Annotated in this window: 13 protein-coding genes and 2 pseudogenes; 2 read left to right on the top strand and 13 right to left on the bottom strand. The window is 59.8% G+C overall.

Annotated elements, in window-relative coordinates; genetic code table 11:
- Positions 1-111: 111 nt before the first annotated feature.
- Genes LPU83_RS61160 through LPU83_RS61145 form a run of 4 tightly spaced genes read right to left on the bottom strand, consistent with a single transcriptional unit; the run spans position 112 to position 4,533 of the window.
- Positions 112-990, bottom strand: a complete 879-nt coding sequence (locus LPU83_RS61160) for a carbohydrate ABC transporter permease (protein WP_024316633.1) — start codon at positions 988-990, stop codon at positions 112-114.
- A complete protein-coding gene (locus tag LPU83_RS61155; protein WP_024316632.1) occupies positions 980-1,906 on the bottom strand; it encodes a carbohydrate ABC transporter permease in 927 nt (308 codons plus the stop codon). Before LPU83_RS61155 ends, LPU83_RS61160 begins: the two co-directional genes overlap by 11 nt.
- A 39-nt stretch (positions 1,907-1,945) precedes the next feature.
- Positions 1,946-3,166 (bottom strand): ABC transporter substrate-binding protein, encoded by a 1,221-nt coding sequence (locus LPU83_RS61150; RefSeq protein WP_024316631.1) that lies wholly within the window; start codon positions 3,164-3,166, stop codon positions 1,946-1,948.
- Between the two features lie 50 nt (positions 3,167-3,216).
- Positions 3,217-4,533, bottom strand: coding sequence for an alpha-L-fucosidase (locus tag LPU83_RS61145; RefSeq protein ID WP_029710224.1), 1,317 nt, complete (start codon positions 4,531-4,533; stop codon positions 3,217-3,219).
- 221 nt (positions 4,534-4,754) lie between these two features.
- On the opposite strand from LPU83_RS61145, the gene LPU83_RS61140 reads away from it, so the two are divergent.
- Positions 4,755-5,762, top strand: a complete 1,008-nt coding sequence (locus LPU83_RS61140; RefSeq protein WP_024316629.1) for a LacI family DNA-binding transcriptional regulator — start codon at positions 4,755-4,757, stop codon at positions 5,760-5,762.
- A gap of 380 nt (positions 5,763-6,142) precedes the next feature.
- Here the strand turns inward: LPU83_RS61140 and groL are convergent.
- The 4 genes and pseudogenes from groL to LPU83_RS74420 all read right to left on the bottom strand — a co-directional run.
- Positions 6,143-7,708: pseudogene (gene groL, locus LPU83_RS61135) on the bottom strand (chaperonin GroEL); the annotation flags it as partial.
- Positions 7,707-7,847: pseudogene (locus LPU83_RS61130) on the bottom strand (co-chaperone GroES); the annotation flags it as partial. The pseudogenes groL and LPU83_RS61130, both read right to left, overlap by 2 nt.
- 234 nt (positions 7,848-8,081) lie before the next feature.
- The gene (locus tag LPU83_RS74425) at positions 8,082-8,480 is read right to left on the bottom strand and encodes a hypothetical protein (protein WP_012477274.1); all 399 of its coding nucleotides are present in this window, start codon (positions 8,478-8,480) and stop codon (positions 8,082-8,084) included.
- Positions 8,481-8,586: 106 nt separating this feature from the next.
- Positions 8,587-9,462, bottom strand: coding sequence for an IS701 family transposase (locus LPU83_RS74420; RefSeq protein WP_231052442.1), 876 nt, complete (start codon positions 9,460-9,462; stop codon positions 8,587-8,589).
- 363 nt (positions 9,463-9,825) lie between these two features.
- Between LPU83_RS74420 and LPU83_RS61120 the strand changes: the two genes are divergently transcribed.
- Positions 9,826-10,593, top strand: a complete 768-nt coding sequence (locus LPU83_RS61120) for an SDR family NAD(P)-dependent oxidoreductase (RefSeq protein WP_024315082.1) — start codon at positions 9,826-9,828, stop codon at positions 10,591-10,593.
- 837 nt (positions 10,594-11,430) lie between these two features.
- Here LPU83_RS61120 and LPU83_RS61115 read toward each other — a convergent pair.
- The 5 genes from LPU83_RS61115 to LPU83_RS61095 all read right to left on the bottom strand — a co-directional run bounded on the left by LPU83_RS61115 (position 11,431) and on the right by LPU83_RS61095 (position 17,063).
- Positions 11,431-13,029 carry an ABC transporter substrate-binding protein gene (locus LPU83_RS61115; RefSeq protein WP_024315080.1) on the bottom strand — a complete coding sequence of 533 codons (1,599 nt, stop codon included), beginning with the start codon at positions 13,027-13,029 and terminating at the stop codon, positions 11,431-11,433.
- A gap of 484 nt (positions 13,030-13,513) precedes the next feature.
- Positions 13,514-14,281 carry an ABC transporter permease gene (locus LPU83_RS61110; RefSeq protein WP_024315079.1) on the bottom strand — a complete coding sequence of 256 codons (768 nt, stop codon included), beginning with the start codon at positions 14,279-14,281 and terminating at the stop codon, positions 13,514-13,516.
- A 3-nt stretch (positions 14,282-14,284) separates the two neighbouring features.
- A complete protein-coding gene (locus LPU83_RS61105) occupies positions 14,285-15,103 on the bottom strand; it encodes an ABC transporter permease (RefSeq protein ID WP_024315078.1) in 819 nt (272 codons plus the stop codon).
- A gap of 23 nt (positions 15,104-15,126) precedes the next feature.
- On the bottom strand, positions 15,127-16,203 hold the full coding sequence (locus tag LPU83_RS61100) for an ABC transporter substrate-binding protein (RefSeq protein WP_024315077.1): 1,077 nt from the start codon (positions 16,201-16,203) through the stop codon (positions 15,127-15,129).
- A 23-nt stretch (positions 16,204-16,226) separates the two neighbouring features.
- Positions 16,227-17,063, bottom strand: a complete 837-nt coding sequence (locus tag LPU83_RS61095) for an ABC transporter ATP-binding protein (protein ID WP_024315076.1) — start codon at positions 17,061-17,063, stop codon at positions 16,227-16,229.
- Between the last annotated feature and the right edge of the window lie 92 nt (positions 17,064-17,155).

Here is a 17,155-nt window from a genome sequence, read left to right as displayed (position 1 = left end):
TCGCCGATGAGGCGCAAGCAGTGCTCAAGGCCGAAAACGCCATTTCGACAGTTAATGCCGCGTGCTAGTTTCCCTCGGCGGCCTGCCAGTTTCGCGTGTTTTCGGCTGGAATTAACGCCCGCCGAATCCGGAGCTAATGGCGATGCCCCGGTAGATCACCTTCTGCAGCACGACGGCCAGGAAGATGCCCGGCAGCATGGAGATGGCCGCGCCGGCCATGATGTAGTTCCACGACGTGCCCTGCTGTGTCTGGAACAAGGTGAGCCCGAGCGGCAGCGTAGCTTTGTCCATGCCGTTGGTGATAATCAGCGGCCACAGGAAGCTTTTCCACTGCCCCATGAAGGTGAACAGCGCCAGCAGGCCGATGGCCGGCATTGCAAGCGGAACGATGATCGTGACCAGGATGCGCAGGCGCGAAGCCCCGTCGATCATCGCCGCCTCGTCGAGATCCTTGGGAATGCCGAGAAAGAACTGCCGCAGCAAAAATGCGCCGAAGGAGCCGAACGCCATCGGCAGGATCATGCCATGATAGGTGTTGACCCAGCCGAGCTTACTGACCACCAGGAAAAGCGGGATGACCAACATCACCTGCGGAATCATCAGCGTGCCGAGATAAGCGAGCAGCAGACCCTCCCGGCCGGGAAACTTCAGCCGGGCGAAAGAGTAGGCGGAAAGGCACGACACCGCAATCACGATCGCCGTGACGCCGCTAGCGACCACGAAGGAGTTGAACAAGAAGGTTCCAAACGGCAGGGAAACCAATGCTTCGACGAAGTTTCCCCATTGATACTCCTGTGGCAGGATGCGGACCGGTACGGCCAGGACTTCCGCGTTGGAGCGTACCGCGTTCGACACCATCCAGAAGAAGGGGAAGAGGAACAGTAACGCGATCAGCGAAAGCGCGGCGTAACTGACGAACGTGCCAATGCGCCGCAGGGTTTTGTTCCGCGACACAGAATCCGGGTGCAAGGCGCCCTCGCTAGTCGTCATAGTGCACCCATTTGCGCTGCATCTGGAATTGCAGGATCGTCAAGGCCATGATCATGACGAACATCACCCAGGCCAGTGCCGAGGCGTAGCCCATCTGGAAGTTGGCGAAGCCCTTCTGGTAGATGGCAAAGCCGAGCGTGGCTGTCGCCGAGCCCGGGCCGCCGCGGGTCATCGCATAGATCTCATCGAACACCTGCAGCGAGGTGATGGCCGTCATCACGGTGGCAAAGAAGATCGTCGGCGAGATCAGTGGCAGGCGGATGCGCCAGAAGCGCTGCCAGGCGTTGGCGCCGTCAATCGTCGCGGCCTCTAGATAGTGCTTTGGCACGAGGTCGAGCGCGGCGTTAAACATCACGACATTGTAACCGACATTGGCCCACAGAGTGACAAGCACGATCGCCTGCATGGCCCAGGTCGTGCTGAGCAGGAAATTCGGCAGGCCGAGGCCAAGCGAACGGATGAGGCTGTCGGCCAGTCCATCAGGGGTGAAGATGAGCAGCCATACCACCGACGCTGCGATCGTGGGGGTAAAGGTCGGCAGGAAGAAGATCACCCGGAAGAGCGCCTTGCCGTGCTTCAGGCTCGATATCCAGACAGCAAGCGTCAACGAGACGATGATGTTCAGCGTCAGATACTCGACGGCGAAGAAGAGTGTGTTGCGCAATACGGTGTAAAAGGCCGGATCAACGGTGAAGAGGCGGACATAGTTCTGAAAGCCGGCAAAGGAGGGCGTCGAGATCAACTGCCAGTTGGTGAAGCTGAGCGCCAGCGACGCCAAGATCGGCAGCGCCATGAAGGCGATGAAGCCGAGGAAGCTCGGCAGCAGGAACAGTATTGCCGTCTGCGTATCTGGCCTCAGAAGGCGCCGCGACTGACTGGGCTGCATGGGAATTTCGGCGACGGCGCTTTCTGACATGTTTTCCTCCGTGCGCGGCAATTCCTGCCGCGGCGAGAGCTATTGTTGTGCGAGGCTCTGGATGGTCTCCATCGTCTGCTTGGCGTCGGCACTGCCGGCGAAGGCCGGAGGAAAATACTGGTTGAAGAGGTTTTCCACCGCCGCCCAATTGCTGGTGATCGCATAGGGTATGGAATGCGCCAACGAGTAGTCGAGGGCCTCGCCACCATTGGTGATGTCTTTGGCCGCCACCTGGTACCAGGACGATTGCGCAGCGGTGCGCGCCGGCAACGCACGCCCTTTCTCAGCGAGGTACGACAGCGCTTCTGGACTGGTGAGCACCTGAATCGCTTTCCAGGCCGCATCCTTGTTCTGGCTGGTGGTGGAAATGCCGAAACCGGAGCCCGCGGTTACGGCCGCCAGTTCGCCGGCGTCGCGTGGCAGGGTGGTGAGACCGACCTTGAACTTGACCTGGTCCTTCATGCCAATGATGGACCAGGGACCATCGACATACATGGCGATATTGCCTGAATTGAACCGACCCTGGATGACCGTGCCAGCATCGTTGCCTGACGGCACCAGCGGCGCAATCTTATCCTTGGCAGCGAAGCCGATCACCCTGTCGGCTGCGGCAATGGCAGCCGGATTGACGAGGTCGAGCTGCCCGGCGTCATCGATGTATTTGTCGCCCCAGGCCGAAGCCATGACCGAATAGTTGACCGGGGCGACGCCGAAGCCGTAATTGCCGTCCTTTGTCAGTTTCTTGGCAGCGTCGGTGAACTCCGCAAGCGACCAGCCCGGCTTCGGCAATGGAACGCCGGCGGCCTCGAACGCGTCCTGGTTATAATAGATAACCCATGGACCAACGTCGTAAGGCAGGCCGTAAAGCTCCTTGTCGACCGACATCCCACCGATGATCGAGGGAGTGAAGGCGCCAATGTCGAGCTTGTCCGCCTTTATCCTCTCATTGAGGGGCTCGAGCAGCGAATAGAAGTTCGGCATGCGCAACGACTGCATGGAGACGATGTCGGCCAGCTGGCCCGACGCGGCTAACACCGGCAGCCGGGTCCAGTAGTCGACCCAGCCCGTCGTCTGCAGCGTCACTTTGATGTCCGGGTGCTTGACGCTCACCATGTCGGCCAGGTGCTGCCAGGTTTTGGTATCGGCTTCTGAGCCGGTCCACATCTGCCCGGTCAGGTTGACCTGATCAGCCGACGCGGCCGTAGCAAAGAGGCTGCCGCCGACTGCGGCGAGCAACAGCGCTTTCTTCAGAACCTTCATGGGATTCTCCTCCCTCCATGAATGCAATGGATACGCAGTGGGGTCGAACGCTAAGGTTTCAGGATGATCTCGATCACCGGCACGGTGACATTCGGCCGCCGTACCGGCAGTTCGAGCGTGATCATGCCTTCCGGCACAGTCACGCCGACATTGGAATCCACCTCCTTGATGTGGCTTAGCCAGCGCACTTCACTGGCGTCGTGCAGGAGCTGCGCATAGGCGATCTTGTCGGAGATACCCTCGATGTGGATGTGGCGGTATGGCCAATCGCAGACGTGCAGGTAGAGGCGGTTGCCGCGTTGGGTGTAGCGGCAGCCTGACGGCACCGGATAGTCGGACGGCCCGGCTTCATAGATGGAGCGCCCGTTAAGGGCCATCCAGTTCTGGTAAACCTCAAGCGCGCCGATGGCGCGCGCATCGAGCGTACCTCGGCCGGTCGGACCGACATTCATCAGGAGGTTGCCTCCCATGGCGACGGAATCGATGAGCAGCTTGATGATCTGTTCCGGGCTCTTCCAGGTGTCCTCGTCGCGATGATAGCCCCAGGAACCGCTGAAGGTATGGCAAGCTTCCCAGCGCACGGGCTGACCCGCGATGGTGGGCGCCACCCGCGGCGTATACTGCTCCGGCGTCACCATGTCGGGCAGGGTGTTGGCGTCGAGCGGCAAATCGAGGCGGTTGTTGACGATGATGCCTGGCTGCAACTCGCGCACCAACTCAACCAGGCGCTCGCTCTCCCAATCGGCGCGTCCCTTGCCGGACAGGCCGCGATATTCCCGTCGCGGATAGCTGAAATCAAACCACATGATGTCGATGCGGCCGAAGTCGGTCAAAAGCTCGCGCACCTGTTCGCGCATATAGGCGGCATAGTTGGCCATGTTGCGGCCGGCATTCAGCGCCTTCGCATCAGGATGGTTGCGCAGCGGATGATGGACGTCGATCGGGAAGTCCGGGTGATGCCAGTCGATCAGCGAATAATAGAAGCCGATTTTGAGCCCCTCGGCGCGGAACGCCTCGACCAGTGGGGTCAGCAGATCCTTGCCACAAGGCGTGTTCGTCGCCTTGTAATCCGTCACCTTGCTGTCCCACAGGCAGAATCCTTCGTGGTGCTTGGTCGTCACCACGACATATTTCATGCCGGCGAGGCGGGCCCGGCGAGCCCATTCCTTGGGCTCGTAGAGATCGGGGTCGAAATTATCGAAGTAGCGCTGGTATCGCTCATCGTCTAGTTCCTCGCGGTTTTTCAACCACTCGTGCCTGGCTCCCAGTGCGTAGAGGCCCCAATGGATGAACAGGCCCAGACGGTCGCGACTGAACCATGCATGCTTGTCCACCTCCCCGGATGCCGGATTCCCCGACTGATGCATTGCAATCGCCACAGGCCTCTCCTCCTCGTTTCCGGTTCAAGCCCTCGTATCGAACCGGTTCGGCATCTTGATCATCTTCCTTGATATCCTGGCTGTCAAGCAGGAATCAAGGTTCACGCAATTTGAACGAACGCCTTGAAACGCAGGCAAATTGAGCAGCGGTGTGTTGCGCAGGCAAGAAGAATCTGTCACAAGAAGGGCTTAGAACCGGTTCGATCATAATGGCCACCATCCGAGATGTAGCGCGCCTTGCGGGAGTTTCGATCTCGACCGTCTCGCTCGCGCTCAACAGCCCGAAGCGGGTCGGCGCCGAGACGCTCGACCGCATTCAGCAGGCGGTAAAGTCAACCGGTTACCGCGTCGACCCGGTAGCACAGACCTTGGCACGCGGACGCAGCTCGCTGATCGGCTTTGTCTCAGCCAATCTGGGAAATATGTTCTTTGGTGACATCCGCCGCGAGATAGAACACCAGGCGCTGGACAACGGCTATTTCGTTCTGATCGCCGACTCCTCCGGCAAGGCGGACCTTGAACGGGCGTTGCTGGAGCGGCTGGAAGCGCAGAAGGTGGCCGGCATCGTGCTGGCGACAAACGGGCGCGGCGAGGATTACGCCGCATTCCTTCGCGACTTCAAGACCCCGATCGTCATGTTTGACCAAAGGGTGGAAGGCGCCGAGCGCGACTTCGTCGGCTCCGACAACCCGCTAACCACCACGATTCTGACGGAACACCTGCTGCAGCTCGGTCATAGACGCATCGCCTTCATCTCGGGCCCGGCCGGACTGTACACCGCCGACGAGCGCTTGACGGGCTATATGGAAGCGATGGCCGGTGCTGGCGTGGAAGTCGACCTTTCGCTGGTGGTCGAAGGCGGCTACACGCGGGCCGGCGGCCATACCCAAGCGATGCGCCTGCTGGCTCGCCGTGATCGACCGACCGCCATCATCGGCGCCAACAACATGATGGGCCTTGCGGCCCTGCAGGTGATGCAGGAGATGGGCTTCCGCTGCCCGGACGACGTGTCGCTGGCAATGGTCGACGACGTTCCTTGGAGCAGCGTGATCACGCCCCGCATCACGATGGTGGTACAGGACGCCCAAAAGCTCGGCGAACTGACAGCACAGCGCCTGCTGGCAAGAATCCAAAGTCCTGAAGGCGCCGCCGCGCGCCCGCAAGACCTCATTCTAACACCGAGATTCGTCCGCGGAGAATCAACCAAGCGACTCTAACGCTTTTCAAGGACGTCATCGGGAAGACACCCACCTGGCAGTTTTCAAGCCGCAAAGCCGTCCCGGAATGTTGCCGGGCCACCCGACCGAGCGCGCGCCCTTCTTCAGGAACTGGTCTCGCCCACCACGAAAACGCCGTCCGCGTCACCGAGCGTCCCTACCGCATAGGCCCGGACCCCCGATAGCGACTGCATCCGATAAGGGCGCTCCAGCCCAGCCGCTCGGCAATCAGCCAGCCAGTCTTGCGTTCTGCTCCCACAGCAAGGTGTCAACGAAGGCGTCACTCGATACGTGCAAGGCGCGACCACGAACGACCCGTCCCAGTCGCTCGAACGGAGCAAAAATCCAATCACTCAAATTTCATCCGAGATGAAATTGCTTCACATCATGCCACCCATACCACCCATGTCAGGCATGCCGCCGCCAGCGGATTCCTTCTTGGGCAGTTCAGCGATCATGGCTTCGGTGGTGATCAGCAGCGAAGCAACCGAAGCTGCGTTCTGCAGAGCCGTGCGCACAACCTTGACCGGGTCGACGATGCCCATGGCGATCATGTCGCCATACTCGGACGTCTGGGCGTTGTAGCCATAGTTGTCTTCGTTCTTTTCGAGGATCTTGCCGACAACGATCGAGGCTTCGTCGCCTGCGTTTTCAGCGATCTGGCGCACCAGCGACTGCAGCGCCCTGCGGACGATGTTCACGCCGGCTTCCTGATCCTGATTTTCACCCTTGGAGGTGATCTTCGTGGACGAACGTAGCAGAGCGACGCCGCCGCCCGGTACGATGCCTTCCTCAACGGCAGCGCGCGTCGCATTGAGCGCGTCGTCGATGCGGTCCTTCCTTTCCTTCACTTCGACTTCCGTCGAACCGCCGACGCGAATGACGGCAACGCCGCCAGCCAGCTTGGCAAGGCGTTCCTGCAGCTTTTCGCGGTCATAGTCCGAAGTGGTTTCTTCGATCTGAGCCTTGATCTGTGCAACGCGGCCTTCGATGTCGGACTTGGCGCCAGCGCCGTCGACGATCGTCGTATTTTCCTTGGTGATCGAAACCTTCTTCGAACGGCCGAGCATGTCGAGCGTTACGGATTCGAGCTTGATGCCGAGGTCTTCGGAGATGACCGTACCACCGGTCAGGATCGCGATGTCTTCGAGCATGGCCTTGCGGCGGTCGCCGAAGCCCGGAGCCTTGACGGCAGCAATCTTCAGGCCGCCGCGCAGCTTGTTGACGACGAGGGTCGCAAGCGCTTCGCCTTCGACGTCTTCAGCGATGATGAGGAGTGGATTGCCGCTCTGAACGACAGCTTCGAGAACCGGAAGCATTGGCTGCAGGTTCGAGACCTTCTTTTCGTGCAGCAGCACGTAAGCATCTTCCAGCTCGGCCACCATCTTCTCGGCATTTGTCACGAAGTAGGGGCTGAGGTAGCCGCGGTCGAACTGCATGCCTTCGACGACTTCGAGTTCGGTTTCGGCGGTCTTGGCTTCTTCAACGGTGATGACGCCTTCGTTGCCGACCTTCTGCATGGCGTCGGCGATATAAGCGCCAATTTCCTTTTCGCCGTTTGCCGAGATCGTGCCGACCTGGGCAATCTCTCCAGACGTGTTGATCTTCTTGGCCTTGGCCTGGAGATCCTTGACGACTTCAGCAACGGCGAGATCGATGCCGCGCTTCAGGTCCATCGGGTTCATGCCAGCTGCGACCGCCTTGCCGCCTTCGCGAACGATCGCCTGGGCGAGAACCGTTGCAGTCGTGGTGCCGTCGCCGGCGATGTCGTGGGTCTTCGAAGCTACTTCGCGGACCATTTGGGCGCCCATGTTCTCGAACTTGTCTTCCAGTTCGATTTCCTTGGCGACGGTGACGCCATCCTTGGTGATGCGCGGAGCGCCGAAGGACTTGTCGAGGATGACGTTACGACCCTTCGGGCCGAGTGTTACCTTCACTGCGTCAGCCGACGGCGACGATTTCGCATTCCTGCGGCTTTTCCTTGGCGGTGTCGGGAATGATGATGCCGCCCTTGGTCTTTCCTTCGGACTCAACGCGTCGGACGACGACGCGATCGTGAAGGGGGCGGAAATTGGTGCTTGCCATTTGTCTAATCCCTTTGATCATCCGCCGGTCAAACGACTGACGCGGCATTGGCCGATGAAGCGTTTTCGATAAAGTCGTTTTTCCCTGGCGTGCATCACCTGGCTCCTGGCCTTAGATTTCGGGCAATCGCTTGTGTGCCCTGAGGCATGACGCCCTCTGTTTGAAGTAGGGTTTGATGGCCCCAATCAACAGCGCCCTGAAAATGACCGCTGAAGATAAGCTCGACTTTGTACATTATGCAGCGAAGCAAAGTGCTTGTGTCATCCGCTTGAGGCGGCTTGGTTGAGTTTCAGGAATGTCCGGGTCTGGCGGGTGCTGTCGATAAATATCCTGATCCCACAGGATCATGCGAACCGCACCGATGGCATCGGAGAAGGTGAACTCTGTTTTCTTGTACCAGGCGGCGGCATAGGGAAGGACGCCATGACCGAGCAGATCGCATGCCCAGAGTGTGACGAGGCTGTAGAGCGCCAGCAGCGACGGGGTCGTGCGCATGATGGCTTTGTCGTTCCACTGCCGTTGGGTTTCCACGCCAAGATGCGCTCGCGTTTCGGCGAAGGTGACCTCGATCTGCCAGCGCCGAACGAAATAGGCAATGATCTGAGCGGGCTCAAGGTTGACGTTGGTGCTCATGAACGCCTGGGGTTCACGACGGCCTGATGGATCGCGAACGAGAACCCAGCGAATTGGTCTTGGGGGCGTTCCACGCCGATACCAGAGGCCGGTTCCTGATGTGACATCAAGGGTTTTGTCGGTTTGCTTGCCGTACCAGGACGATGCGACGATGCTGCCACTCGGTCTTTGCGTCTTTGAGGAGCGTTTTCAGTTTCGGCAATGGCCTGCCTTTTTGCGCCGGTCGCCCGAGCGTATGTTCGTGCCGTTGATCTGGTGGAGCAAAGAGACTGGCATCCAGACGCAACCGCGTGATGAGAGTGGCCGTGTCGGGAAGAGCCGCAGCCAGTGTATGAACGGCAAAGCTGCTATCGCCGACAAAGATGATTTCGCGGCCCGGCAGCCAGCGGCAAAGCTGCAAGACGCCTTGCCTTGCCCAATCAGTCAGCAGCTTGTGCTTTCGGCCCTTCTTCTGATCATGGCGCTCAGAGGGACACAGGATCGTCAGCACCGGCAGGGCTTTAATACATTTTGCCCATGGGACAGGTGAAAGAACCATGAAGCTCAACCATCTCAAGCCGCTGGCCTTGACAAAGTGGCCATGGCTGGAGCGCACCGGGTCACGATAAATTCCACGCGCGGCGATGCGTTGGCCCCAACGCCGTTCGATTGTATCATCCATGCCAATCACGACAGGGCCCTCGGGCACGAGCCGGGCAACAATGATGGACAGCAGACGGGCCGCCAACGTGCGAGGGTTCCAGCGGGCTCGGTTGAGGAGTTGATGATAGGCGGCAAAATTACTTACCTCCGCGCGTCCGGTGATGCGCAGGCAGGCCGTCACCGTTCGCTTGCCAGGCGAAAGGAGCGCACCCATCACCAGGACCAGCAGATGCTCCCAGCTTGGCGCGGTAAACCAGAAACGAAACGGCGACAGCCATTTGCGAAGGATGTGGGGGACCGCGTCTCCCGGCTCACGGCTACAATCATGTTGTTCGCTCATCCATTCGTTCGAATCCGATCAAACGAATGGCGCAAGGCCGGGACCCTGCGGCGAATTGATTCACCCAGGGCTGCTCAGATGCCCCCGAAATCACCACCGATTTTGTACAAAGTCGAGATAAGACGATGTGCCTAAATTGCCTGAGCGGCAATGAATTAATTTAAGACAACGCCGACGCACACGGCAAGATTGGCTTCGATCTCGCTGTCCGGATCATGGTCCCGGCGCCGGGCTTGAAAAGGATCCGCACGAATACAGACAATTCGACTTCAGGCGGTGCGGGCCGTAGTCACACATGAAGGGGTGGTCGGGCTCGCACCTTTACCTATCTCCGCTGGAGATGGAATTTTGAAAGGTATCGACGTGAGCCGCGTTTTCATTACTGGATCAACCGACGGACTGGGGCTGGCTGCGGCCTGCACCTTGATAGACGAAGGCCATGAGGTCGTGTTGCATGCGCGCTCCAACGACAGGGCCTCGGCCGTCGCAAATCTTAGAACCAGAGCCTTGGCGGTGGTCATCGGCGATCTCAGCAGCGATGCGGAGACGCGTTCCATTGCTGAACAGGTCAATGAGGTCGGACAGATGGACGCCGTCATCCACAATGCCGGCATCTACTCCGAGAGGAGCCGTGGGAACACACCCGAAGGTCATGCGAAGATCCTGGCTGTCAACACGTTGGCACCATACCTGCTCACGGCATTGATCGACCGACCTGACCGTCTGGTCTACCTTACCAGCGGCATGCACCAGAGTGGCGGTAGCTCCACCGATGATATCGACTGGAAAACGCGCGCTTGGAATACAAGCCAGGCCTATTCCGAAAGCAAGCTTCACGTGGCCACCATCGCAGCGGCCGTTGCTCGGCACTGGCCCGATGTCCTCAGCAATGCGGTGGATCCCGGCTGGGTGCCAACCAAGATGGGCGGTGCCGGAGCGCCCGATGATCTTCAAATGGGTCATCAGACCCAGACCTGGCTGGCGACGAGCGACGACGAAGACGCAAAGATCAACGGTGCCTATTGGCATCACCGCCAGCAGCGTCGACCCGCTGCGGAAGTTACAGACCCGGATTATCAGGACAGGCTGATGGCTAGGCTGGCACATCTGACAGGCGTCAGGCTGTTTTGAGCGTTCGGGACGCACTGCTCTTCAGGAAGGGGACGTCGTCGAAGGCCCTTGGTCATCGGTTGTTCTTCGGGCAGCGCTGGGTTTCTTCGTGGAACTTTCGGGCTGCATCGTCATCCCTCCTCTCCGAGCGCCGGCCGTGTGAACCGGACGCGGCTGGGATGGTGATCACAGCGGTTTTCCGGTTTCTCGCTGCGGGCAACGAGACGCCAGGCGAGCAGTTGTAGCGAATTTGCTCTGTGGGCGATCCAACGCGCGGGGAATCGTGACGGAAGAAGGCACCACCGCTGCGATGGCCGCACTCGTGATATGATGAGGAAGCGCTAAGCACATCACCGCGGCGGACATCCCAGCGTCAACCGGACCACGCCATGACAACCATGTGGGATTGAACCATATTCGCCGCACGGCAATGACCTGAGCAATCTTCACTGCTCAATTCATCACAGCCCCTTGGCTGTCCATGCACTTGTGCTCGGGACGGTCAATGCCCCTTACAAGCGGGTTATCTCCGCAGAGGAGCTGGCACGAGCGTTGAGTTCGCCGAGACTCATGGCATCCCCCATGTGGAGCTGGAGAACATATACGCGACAGTGAAGCGGACGACGGGCGAGCGGAACCCCGATGTGGAGGCCGCGCTTGTCGCAGTGGCACGCGCTGCTTGATCGAGCGATACGCGGTCTGGAATCCCTGAAGAAATCGAACGTCGCCGTTGCGCGTCGCAAACACAGCGGTAACGCACAGCCGATCCCCTCAACCGGCCCGATGTCGAGTGCCGCCAGTTTAATCCCATCGCCCAGCCAATCGATCAATGTGGCGCTTTTCTATCCATCCTTGATCTCAAGCGTTCGGATCGATCCACAGGTCGCCGAAGCTCCAGTTCAGCCCCTGCGATCCCGTAACGAAGTTCTTCACCCGCTTGTTGGCAACGATCTGCGCACCAGCAGCAACGAGGTCGACGGAAGCAACTTCGTCGTGGATGAGATGTTGGAATTTGCTCCAGGTCTCCCATCGCTTATTCTCATCCGGCTCTATCGCAGCCGCCTCGAGCAGCGCGTCTGCCTGAGCATTGGCGTAGTGGCTCGCATTCGAAAACGGCAGGCCGATCTTAAAATTCTTGCTCCAATAGGCGCGCTGGACGCCGAGGGAAGGATCGAAGGTGTTCGAGAGAGACTCCACCACCAAGTCGAAGGCCCTGTCGGCGTAGACAGTCTTCAAGAATGTGGGGAGGTCGTACTTTTTGATCTCGATGCCGATGCCGATCTTTTCCAACTGGCTTTTCAGGACATCGGCATAGCCTTGCGGCAGATAGGAATTGTATGTCAGCCGGAGATCGAAGCGCTTTCCGTCCGACTTGCGCGGATAGCCTGCCTCGTCGAGGAGCTTTTCGGCAGCGACGGGATCAAACCGATGCGCCACAACGCTTGGATCGTACCACTTCGGCAATGCCGTACTGACGGGGCTCGGCGAAACCTGCGCATAGCCGTAAAGCGCAACATCGACGATCTCTTGCAGATTGATTGCCTTGGCGATGGCAAGCCGCACCTCGCGCTTGGCGAACAGCGGATTGTCGTAGTTGAAGAACAACTGCTGCTGCGGACCTGAATAGGCGTAGGTGGTGGTGTCAACGACAAGATGGGGATCCTGTTTCAACCGGTCGAGGTCAGCGAGCGGCACGGGATTGTCGCCTATGTCGGCCTCGCCCGTCTCCAAGGCGGCAGACCGCGCTGCCGGATCCGTCACCACGCGCAGGATGATGCGATCGAGATAGGGCTTTCCGGCATCCCAGTAGTCCGTGTTTCGCTCGAAGATCAGATGGCTGCCGGGCACCCATTCCGTCAGCTTGAAGGGCCCGGTGCCGATCGTGGTCTGCAGGGTTTGGCCATCGCCCGGTGCGAGCCTCTCGAAGATATGCTTCGGAACGATCGGCGATTCCGAACTCGATTGTGCCGCTAGCAGGAAGGGTGCGGGCTTGGATAGTACGATGATGGCGGTAAGCGGATCAGGTGTCTGGACTTCGACGACATTCTGGTAGGTGATGCGACCGCGCGGATGAGCCTCCTTCAGCCGCAGGATCGAAAAGGCAACGTCGGCGGAGGTGAAGTCGGCTCCGTCATGCCATTTGACACCCTTACGGAGCTTGAACGTGTAGCGCAGATTGTCTTCAGAGACGGCCCAGTCGGTTGCCAAGAGTGGCTGCGGCTTGACGTCGAAGTCAAAGGTCAGGAGCCCCTCGACGATCTTCGGACCGATGGCCTGGCCGGTTCCCGACGACGTGTTGATCGCAAGCAATGCGTTGCCCGGATCCACGCGGTAGATCCAATTCAAGGTGCCGCCGGAAGCTGGCGCGGCGCCCTGCCCGAAGGAGATCGACGGAAGAAATGCACCCGCGCCGGCAAGCAGAATTAACTGATTGAAACTACGACGGTTGATGGACACGCGAAGGCTCCTCTTGGTTCCGAAATGGTCCTCGACAGAAGCATCCGTCTCGCGTGCCGAAACACGAAGTCAAAGTTTCTTCTCGCATGGGAAAGAATAACTGCGCGCAGAAGATTTTTCGTCCCGCTGACGAGATTGCGAGAATGCGCATGCTCCGGCAGCTTCGCACCGAGCAGGACGATTGCGCCGGCGAAGCAAAAAGGGAAACGAAGAAATATCGTATGCAGCGGCAAACCCCGCAAAAGGATTGGCAAAAACCGTATCGTAGGGCGCGATGGTCGGTGGGCCGGTTCGCGCGGTACGGATCAAAAACCAGCGAGAAACCTGTTGTCCGGCCGTGGCAGGCCGCCGAGGCTCGCGCAGCCTTGTACCCTCGTCCCTGCCCGAACAGCCCTCGCCATTGCCCGTCGGCTCGAAACCCGAAGCGCCACATTCGTGGACAAGAGAAACGACGTTCGGTTGGGAAGCTTGAAATTCGCTGCTCTCAACTGCGCCAGCGCAGGAGCCTTGCTTCGGCCGCGCCAGCCAGCCTGTTGAGTGCAAACCCGACGAGGCCGAGAATGATCACGCCAACCATCACCAATGCCATATCGAAACGCTCGCGCCCGGCAATCACAAGGCCGCCGATGCCTGGGCCCACCGCGAGGAAGTATTCCGCGCCAACCGTTGCCAACCACGAGTATATCAGGCCGAGGTGAATGCCGGTTGCGATCGCCGGCAGGGCCGAGGGCAGGTAGATTCTGGTGATGCGCTGCCACGGGCTGAACCGCAGCGAACGGCCGACCTCGACCAGATCGGCTGGCGCGCCCTTGATGCCGTCATAGGTGTTGAGAGCGATGGGGATGAAGGCAGCGAGCGCAACAAACACGACCTTCGCCTGCTCACCAAAACCGAACCATACCGAGATCAGCGGAATCCACGCCAGCAGGGAAATTTGTTTGAGGCCGTTGAAGGTCGGCATGATCAGCCGATCCCCCGTTCGGGTAACGGCGACCAGCGTAGCGAAGCTGACGCCGAAAACGCAGCCGATCAGGAAGCCGGCAAGATTGCGCAACAGGCTCGATCCGAGCTGTCCCGTCAGACCATTGTCGATGATCTCGCGCTTGGCCGTCGAAATGACATCCTCGATGGATGGCAAAAAGCGTGGATCCACGAGCCCCAAGCGGCTGGAAGCTTCCCATGCGACGAGAAGAAGAAATGGAAGCGTGAGGTCCCGCCGGAGGCGGACGGTATCCGTTGATGTGGCGGCCATCGTTTAAAGCCCCTCTTTCTTCCAGCGCTGAATGAAGACCTCGGCGCCACTCAGTCCTTTGTCCATCGCAAAGCCGATGAGCCCGATCACAATCATCGCGACGATCACGGTATCCAGCCAGAACATCTGCCGGCCCCAGACGAGCAGGTATCCAAGCCCTTCGGACGATGCCAGCAACTCGACGCCGACGAGCGATGTCCATGCGTGCGTGAGGCCGTAGCGGATTCCGGTGAAGATCGACGGAACGGCAGCGGGCAGAACGATCAGCCGAAGCGTCTGCCAGCGGCTGAAACGCAGCGCCTTTCCGACTTCAATATACTTGCCGGGAACGTTGCGGATACCCGAGAAGGTGTTGAGCGCAATCGGGACGAGCGCCCCCTTGGCGATGATGATGATCTTCAGCGTCTCCTCGATACCGACCAGCAGCATGAGGAGCGGAATCCACCCAAGCGTCGGGATCTGCGCAAAGGCGAGGAAGAGCGGTTTGATATAGTCTTCGGCGCGTTGCGACAGCCCCATGGCGATGCCAAGCGCCAGACCGAACACCGCACCGATCGCAAAACCGAAGATCACGCGCCGCAAGCTGACTGCGGCGTGATAGAGCAGTTCACCGCTCGCAATCATATCGCGGCCCGTCTGCAGCACATAGGCGGGTGCCGGAAGGATCTGCTCTGGCAGCCACCCCCTTGCGCAGGCAAGCCACCAGACTGAGATCAGCAGTACGGGAAGAAGCAAGGCTAAGAGCGAAAAGAGCAGTCCCCTGAGATATCTCGGCCAGTCCTTGATGCCGTCATGGCCAGAACGTTCAAGATAGGTTGCCATTAGCCTGCTACTCCGGTCCTGGTTTACGAGGCGACCGGCTTGCCGTCGGCGCCGTAAGCCTGCCAGAAGTGCAGCAGGCCGAAGCGCTCGATCGCGCTGTTCAGGTAACGTGGCTCGAACCAGCCTTCGAGGTCGACATCGCGGCGGATGAGCCCGAATTCCTTGCTCTTTTCGCCCTGCTCCTTGTACTGCGAGACGAGGAGCTCATCGATCAACGGCGAATTGCGATAGGCAAGCGCATCGCCCTTGAAGTATTCCTCGAGGATCGGAACCGGCGTTCCGGACTTGTGCCACAGTTCGAGAAGGGCTGCGCGATTGGGCTCATCGGACGACCATTGCGCCGCCTTGACGAACGCATCGACGACCCGCTGGGTAATCTCCGGATGGGCATCGATAAATGCCTCCCGGCCGATGATACCCGCATTGCGACCAAAGCGCGGATCGTCACCCTTCGTCGTGTAGATGACGTCGGCGGCACCCTTGGCGGCAAGGTTGATCAACTGCGTGTCGCCGAAGGCCGCATCGATGTCTTTGCTGGTTAATGCAGCAACCGTGCCGGCACTGTCGAGGTTGACGACCTGAACGTCGCGCTCCTTCAAGCCGTGCGCCTCGAGAACCTTGATGGCGGCGAGATGACCGTTCGTGCCGCGTTGGAGGGCAATCTTGCGACCCTTCAGATCCTCGATCGACTTGATGCCGGAGGCTTTCGCCACGGCGAGATAGAGCGGCTTTCGCGCGCCGCTCGCAAGGAGATACTTCGTCTTCAGACCGTTGGCGCGGCCGATCAGCGAAGGAAGATCGCCCTGATAGGCGAAGTCGAGCTGGTCATTGGCAAAGCCTTCATTGACGGCAGGGCCAGCGCCCTTGAAGAAGGTCCACTCGATCTTAACGTTCCGATCATTGGCGAATTCCTTTTCCAGAAATTCACCGGCCCGTGCGGTCGCGGCAGAGGTGCCTTCCGCATAAGGCCGATTGTCGACGCCGATGGCGGCATAGCCGACATGAATAACCAGCGGCTCCTCCGCCTGGCCCGTGACCGGCGCGGCGGCAAGCATCAGGGCGAGGCTGACGGCCAGTCGTGACAGAAATGCGCGTTTCATGATTTCTCTCCGTTTTGTGAAGCTTACCTCGCCAGAGCAACCGTGCGTTCGGTGCGACCGCCGTCATCGGATGGCTTCGACCCCTTGGCCTGGGACTGCGTGTTCTCGCCCGTCGCATGAAGGCTTTTCAGGACGCGATCGCGCGCACTGGCAATCTCGCTGGATGTGCGGCGGCGCGGACGCGCCAGCCTGACCGGTATGATTTCACGGATGCGGCCTGGGCGCGGTGACATCACGACGACGCGGTCCCCGAGATAGACCGCCTCTTCGACGTCATGCGTGACCATCACCATGGTGATGTTTTCCTTGGCCCAGATCTCCTCCAGCTCGTCCTGCAGATGCGCCTTGGTGATGGCGTCGAGCGCGCCGAAGGGCTCGTCGAGCAACAGGACGTTTGGCCGACTGACGAGGCCACGGGCGATACCGGCGCGCTGCGCCATGCCGCCCGACAGCTGGTACGGGTAGACATTGGCAAAGCGGGAAAGCCCGACCAGCTCCAGATGGTCGCGCACGAGTTCCGACTTTTGCGCCTTTGGCAGTCTGCTGTTCAAAAGGCCAAGGGAGACATTCTTCTCGACCGTGAGCCAGGGAAAGAGGCGCGGTTCCTGAAAGACGATGCCGCGATCGAGGCTAGGCTCGTTGACTGCCTCGCCCGCATGGCGAATGGTGCCCGATGTCGCGACATCCAGACCGGCGAAAAGACGCAGCAACGTCGACTTTCCGCAACCGCTGGCGCCGACGATCGTCACGAACTCGCCTTCGGCAATATCGAGGTTGATATCGTCAAGTGCGACAAGCGGCTCGCCGTCGATTTGGAACTGCCGGGTGATATGCTCGACTGTAAGATGGGGCCGGTTCATTTTGTGCCCCTACTCTGCCGCGGCCTGAAGGCGCGCCGGATGTTGAGGTACGCTGAGCCCGAGATTCTCTCGCAGGGTCCTGCCCTGGTATT

This window comes from Rhizobium favelukesii, assembly GCF_000577275.2.
GTDB classification, from domain to species: domain Bacteria; phylum Pseudomonadota; class Alphaproteobacteria; order Rhizobiales; family Rhizobiaceae; genus Rhizobium; species Rhizobium favelukesii.
The sequence above is the reverse complement of the archived record's forward strand: the minus strand, read 5'-3'. Positions and strand labels throughout refer to the sequence as shown.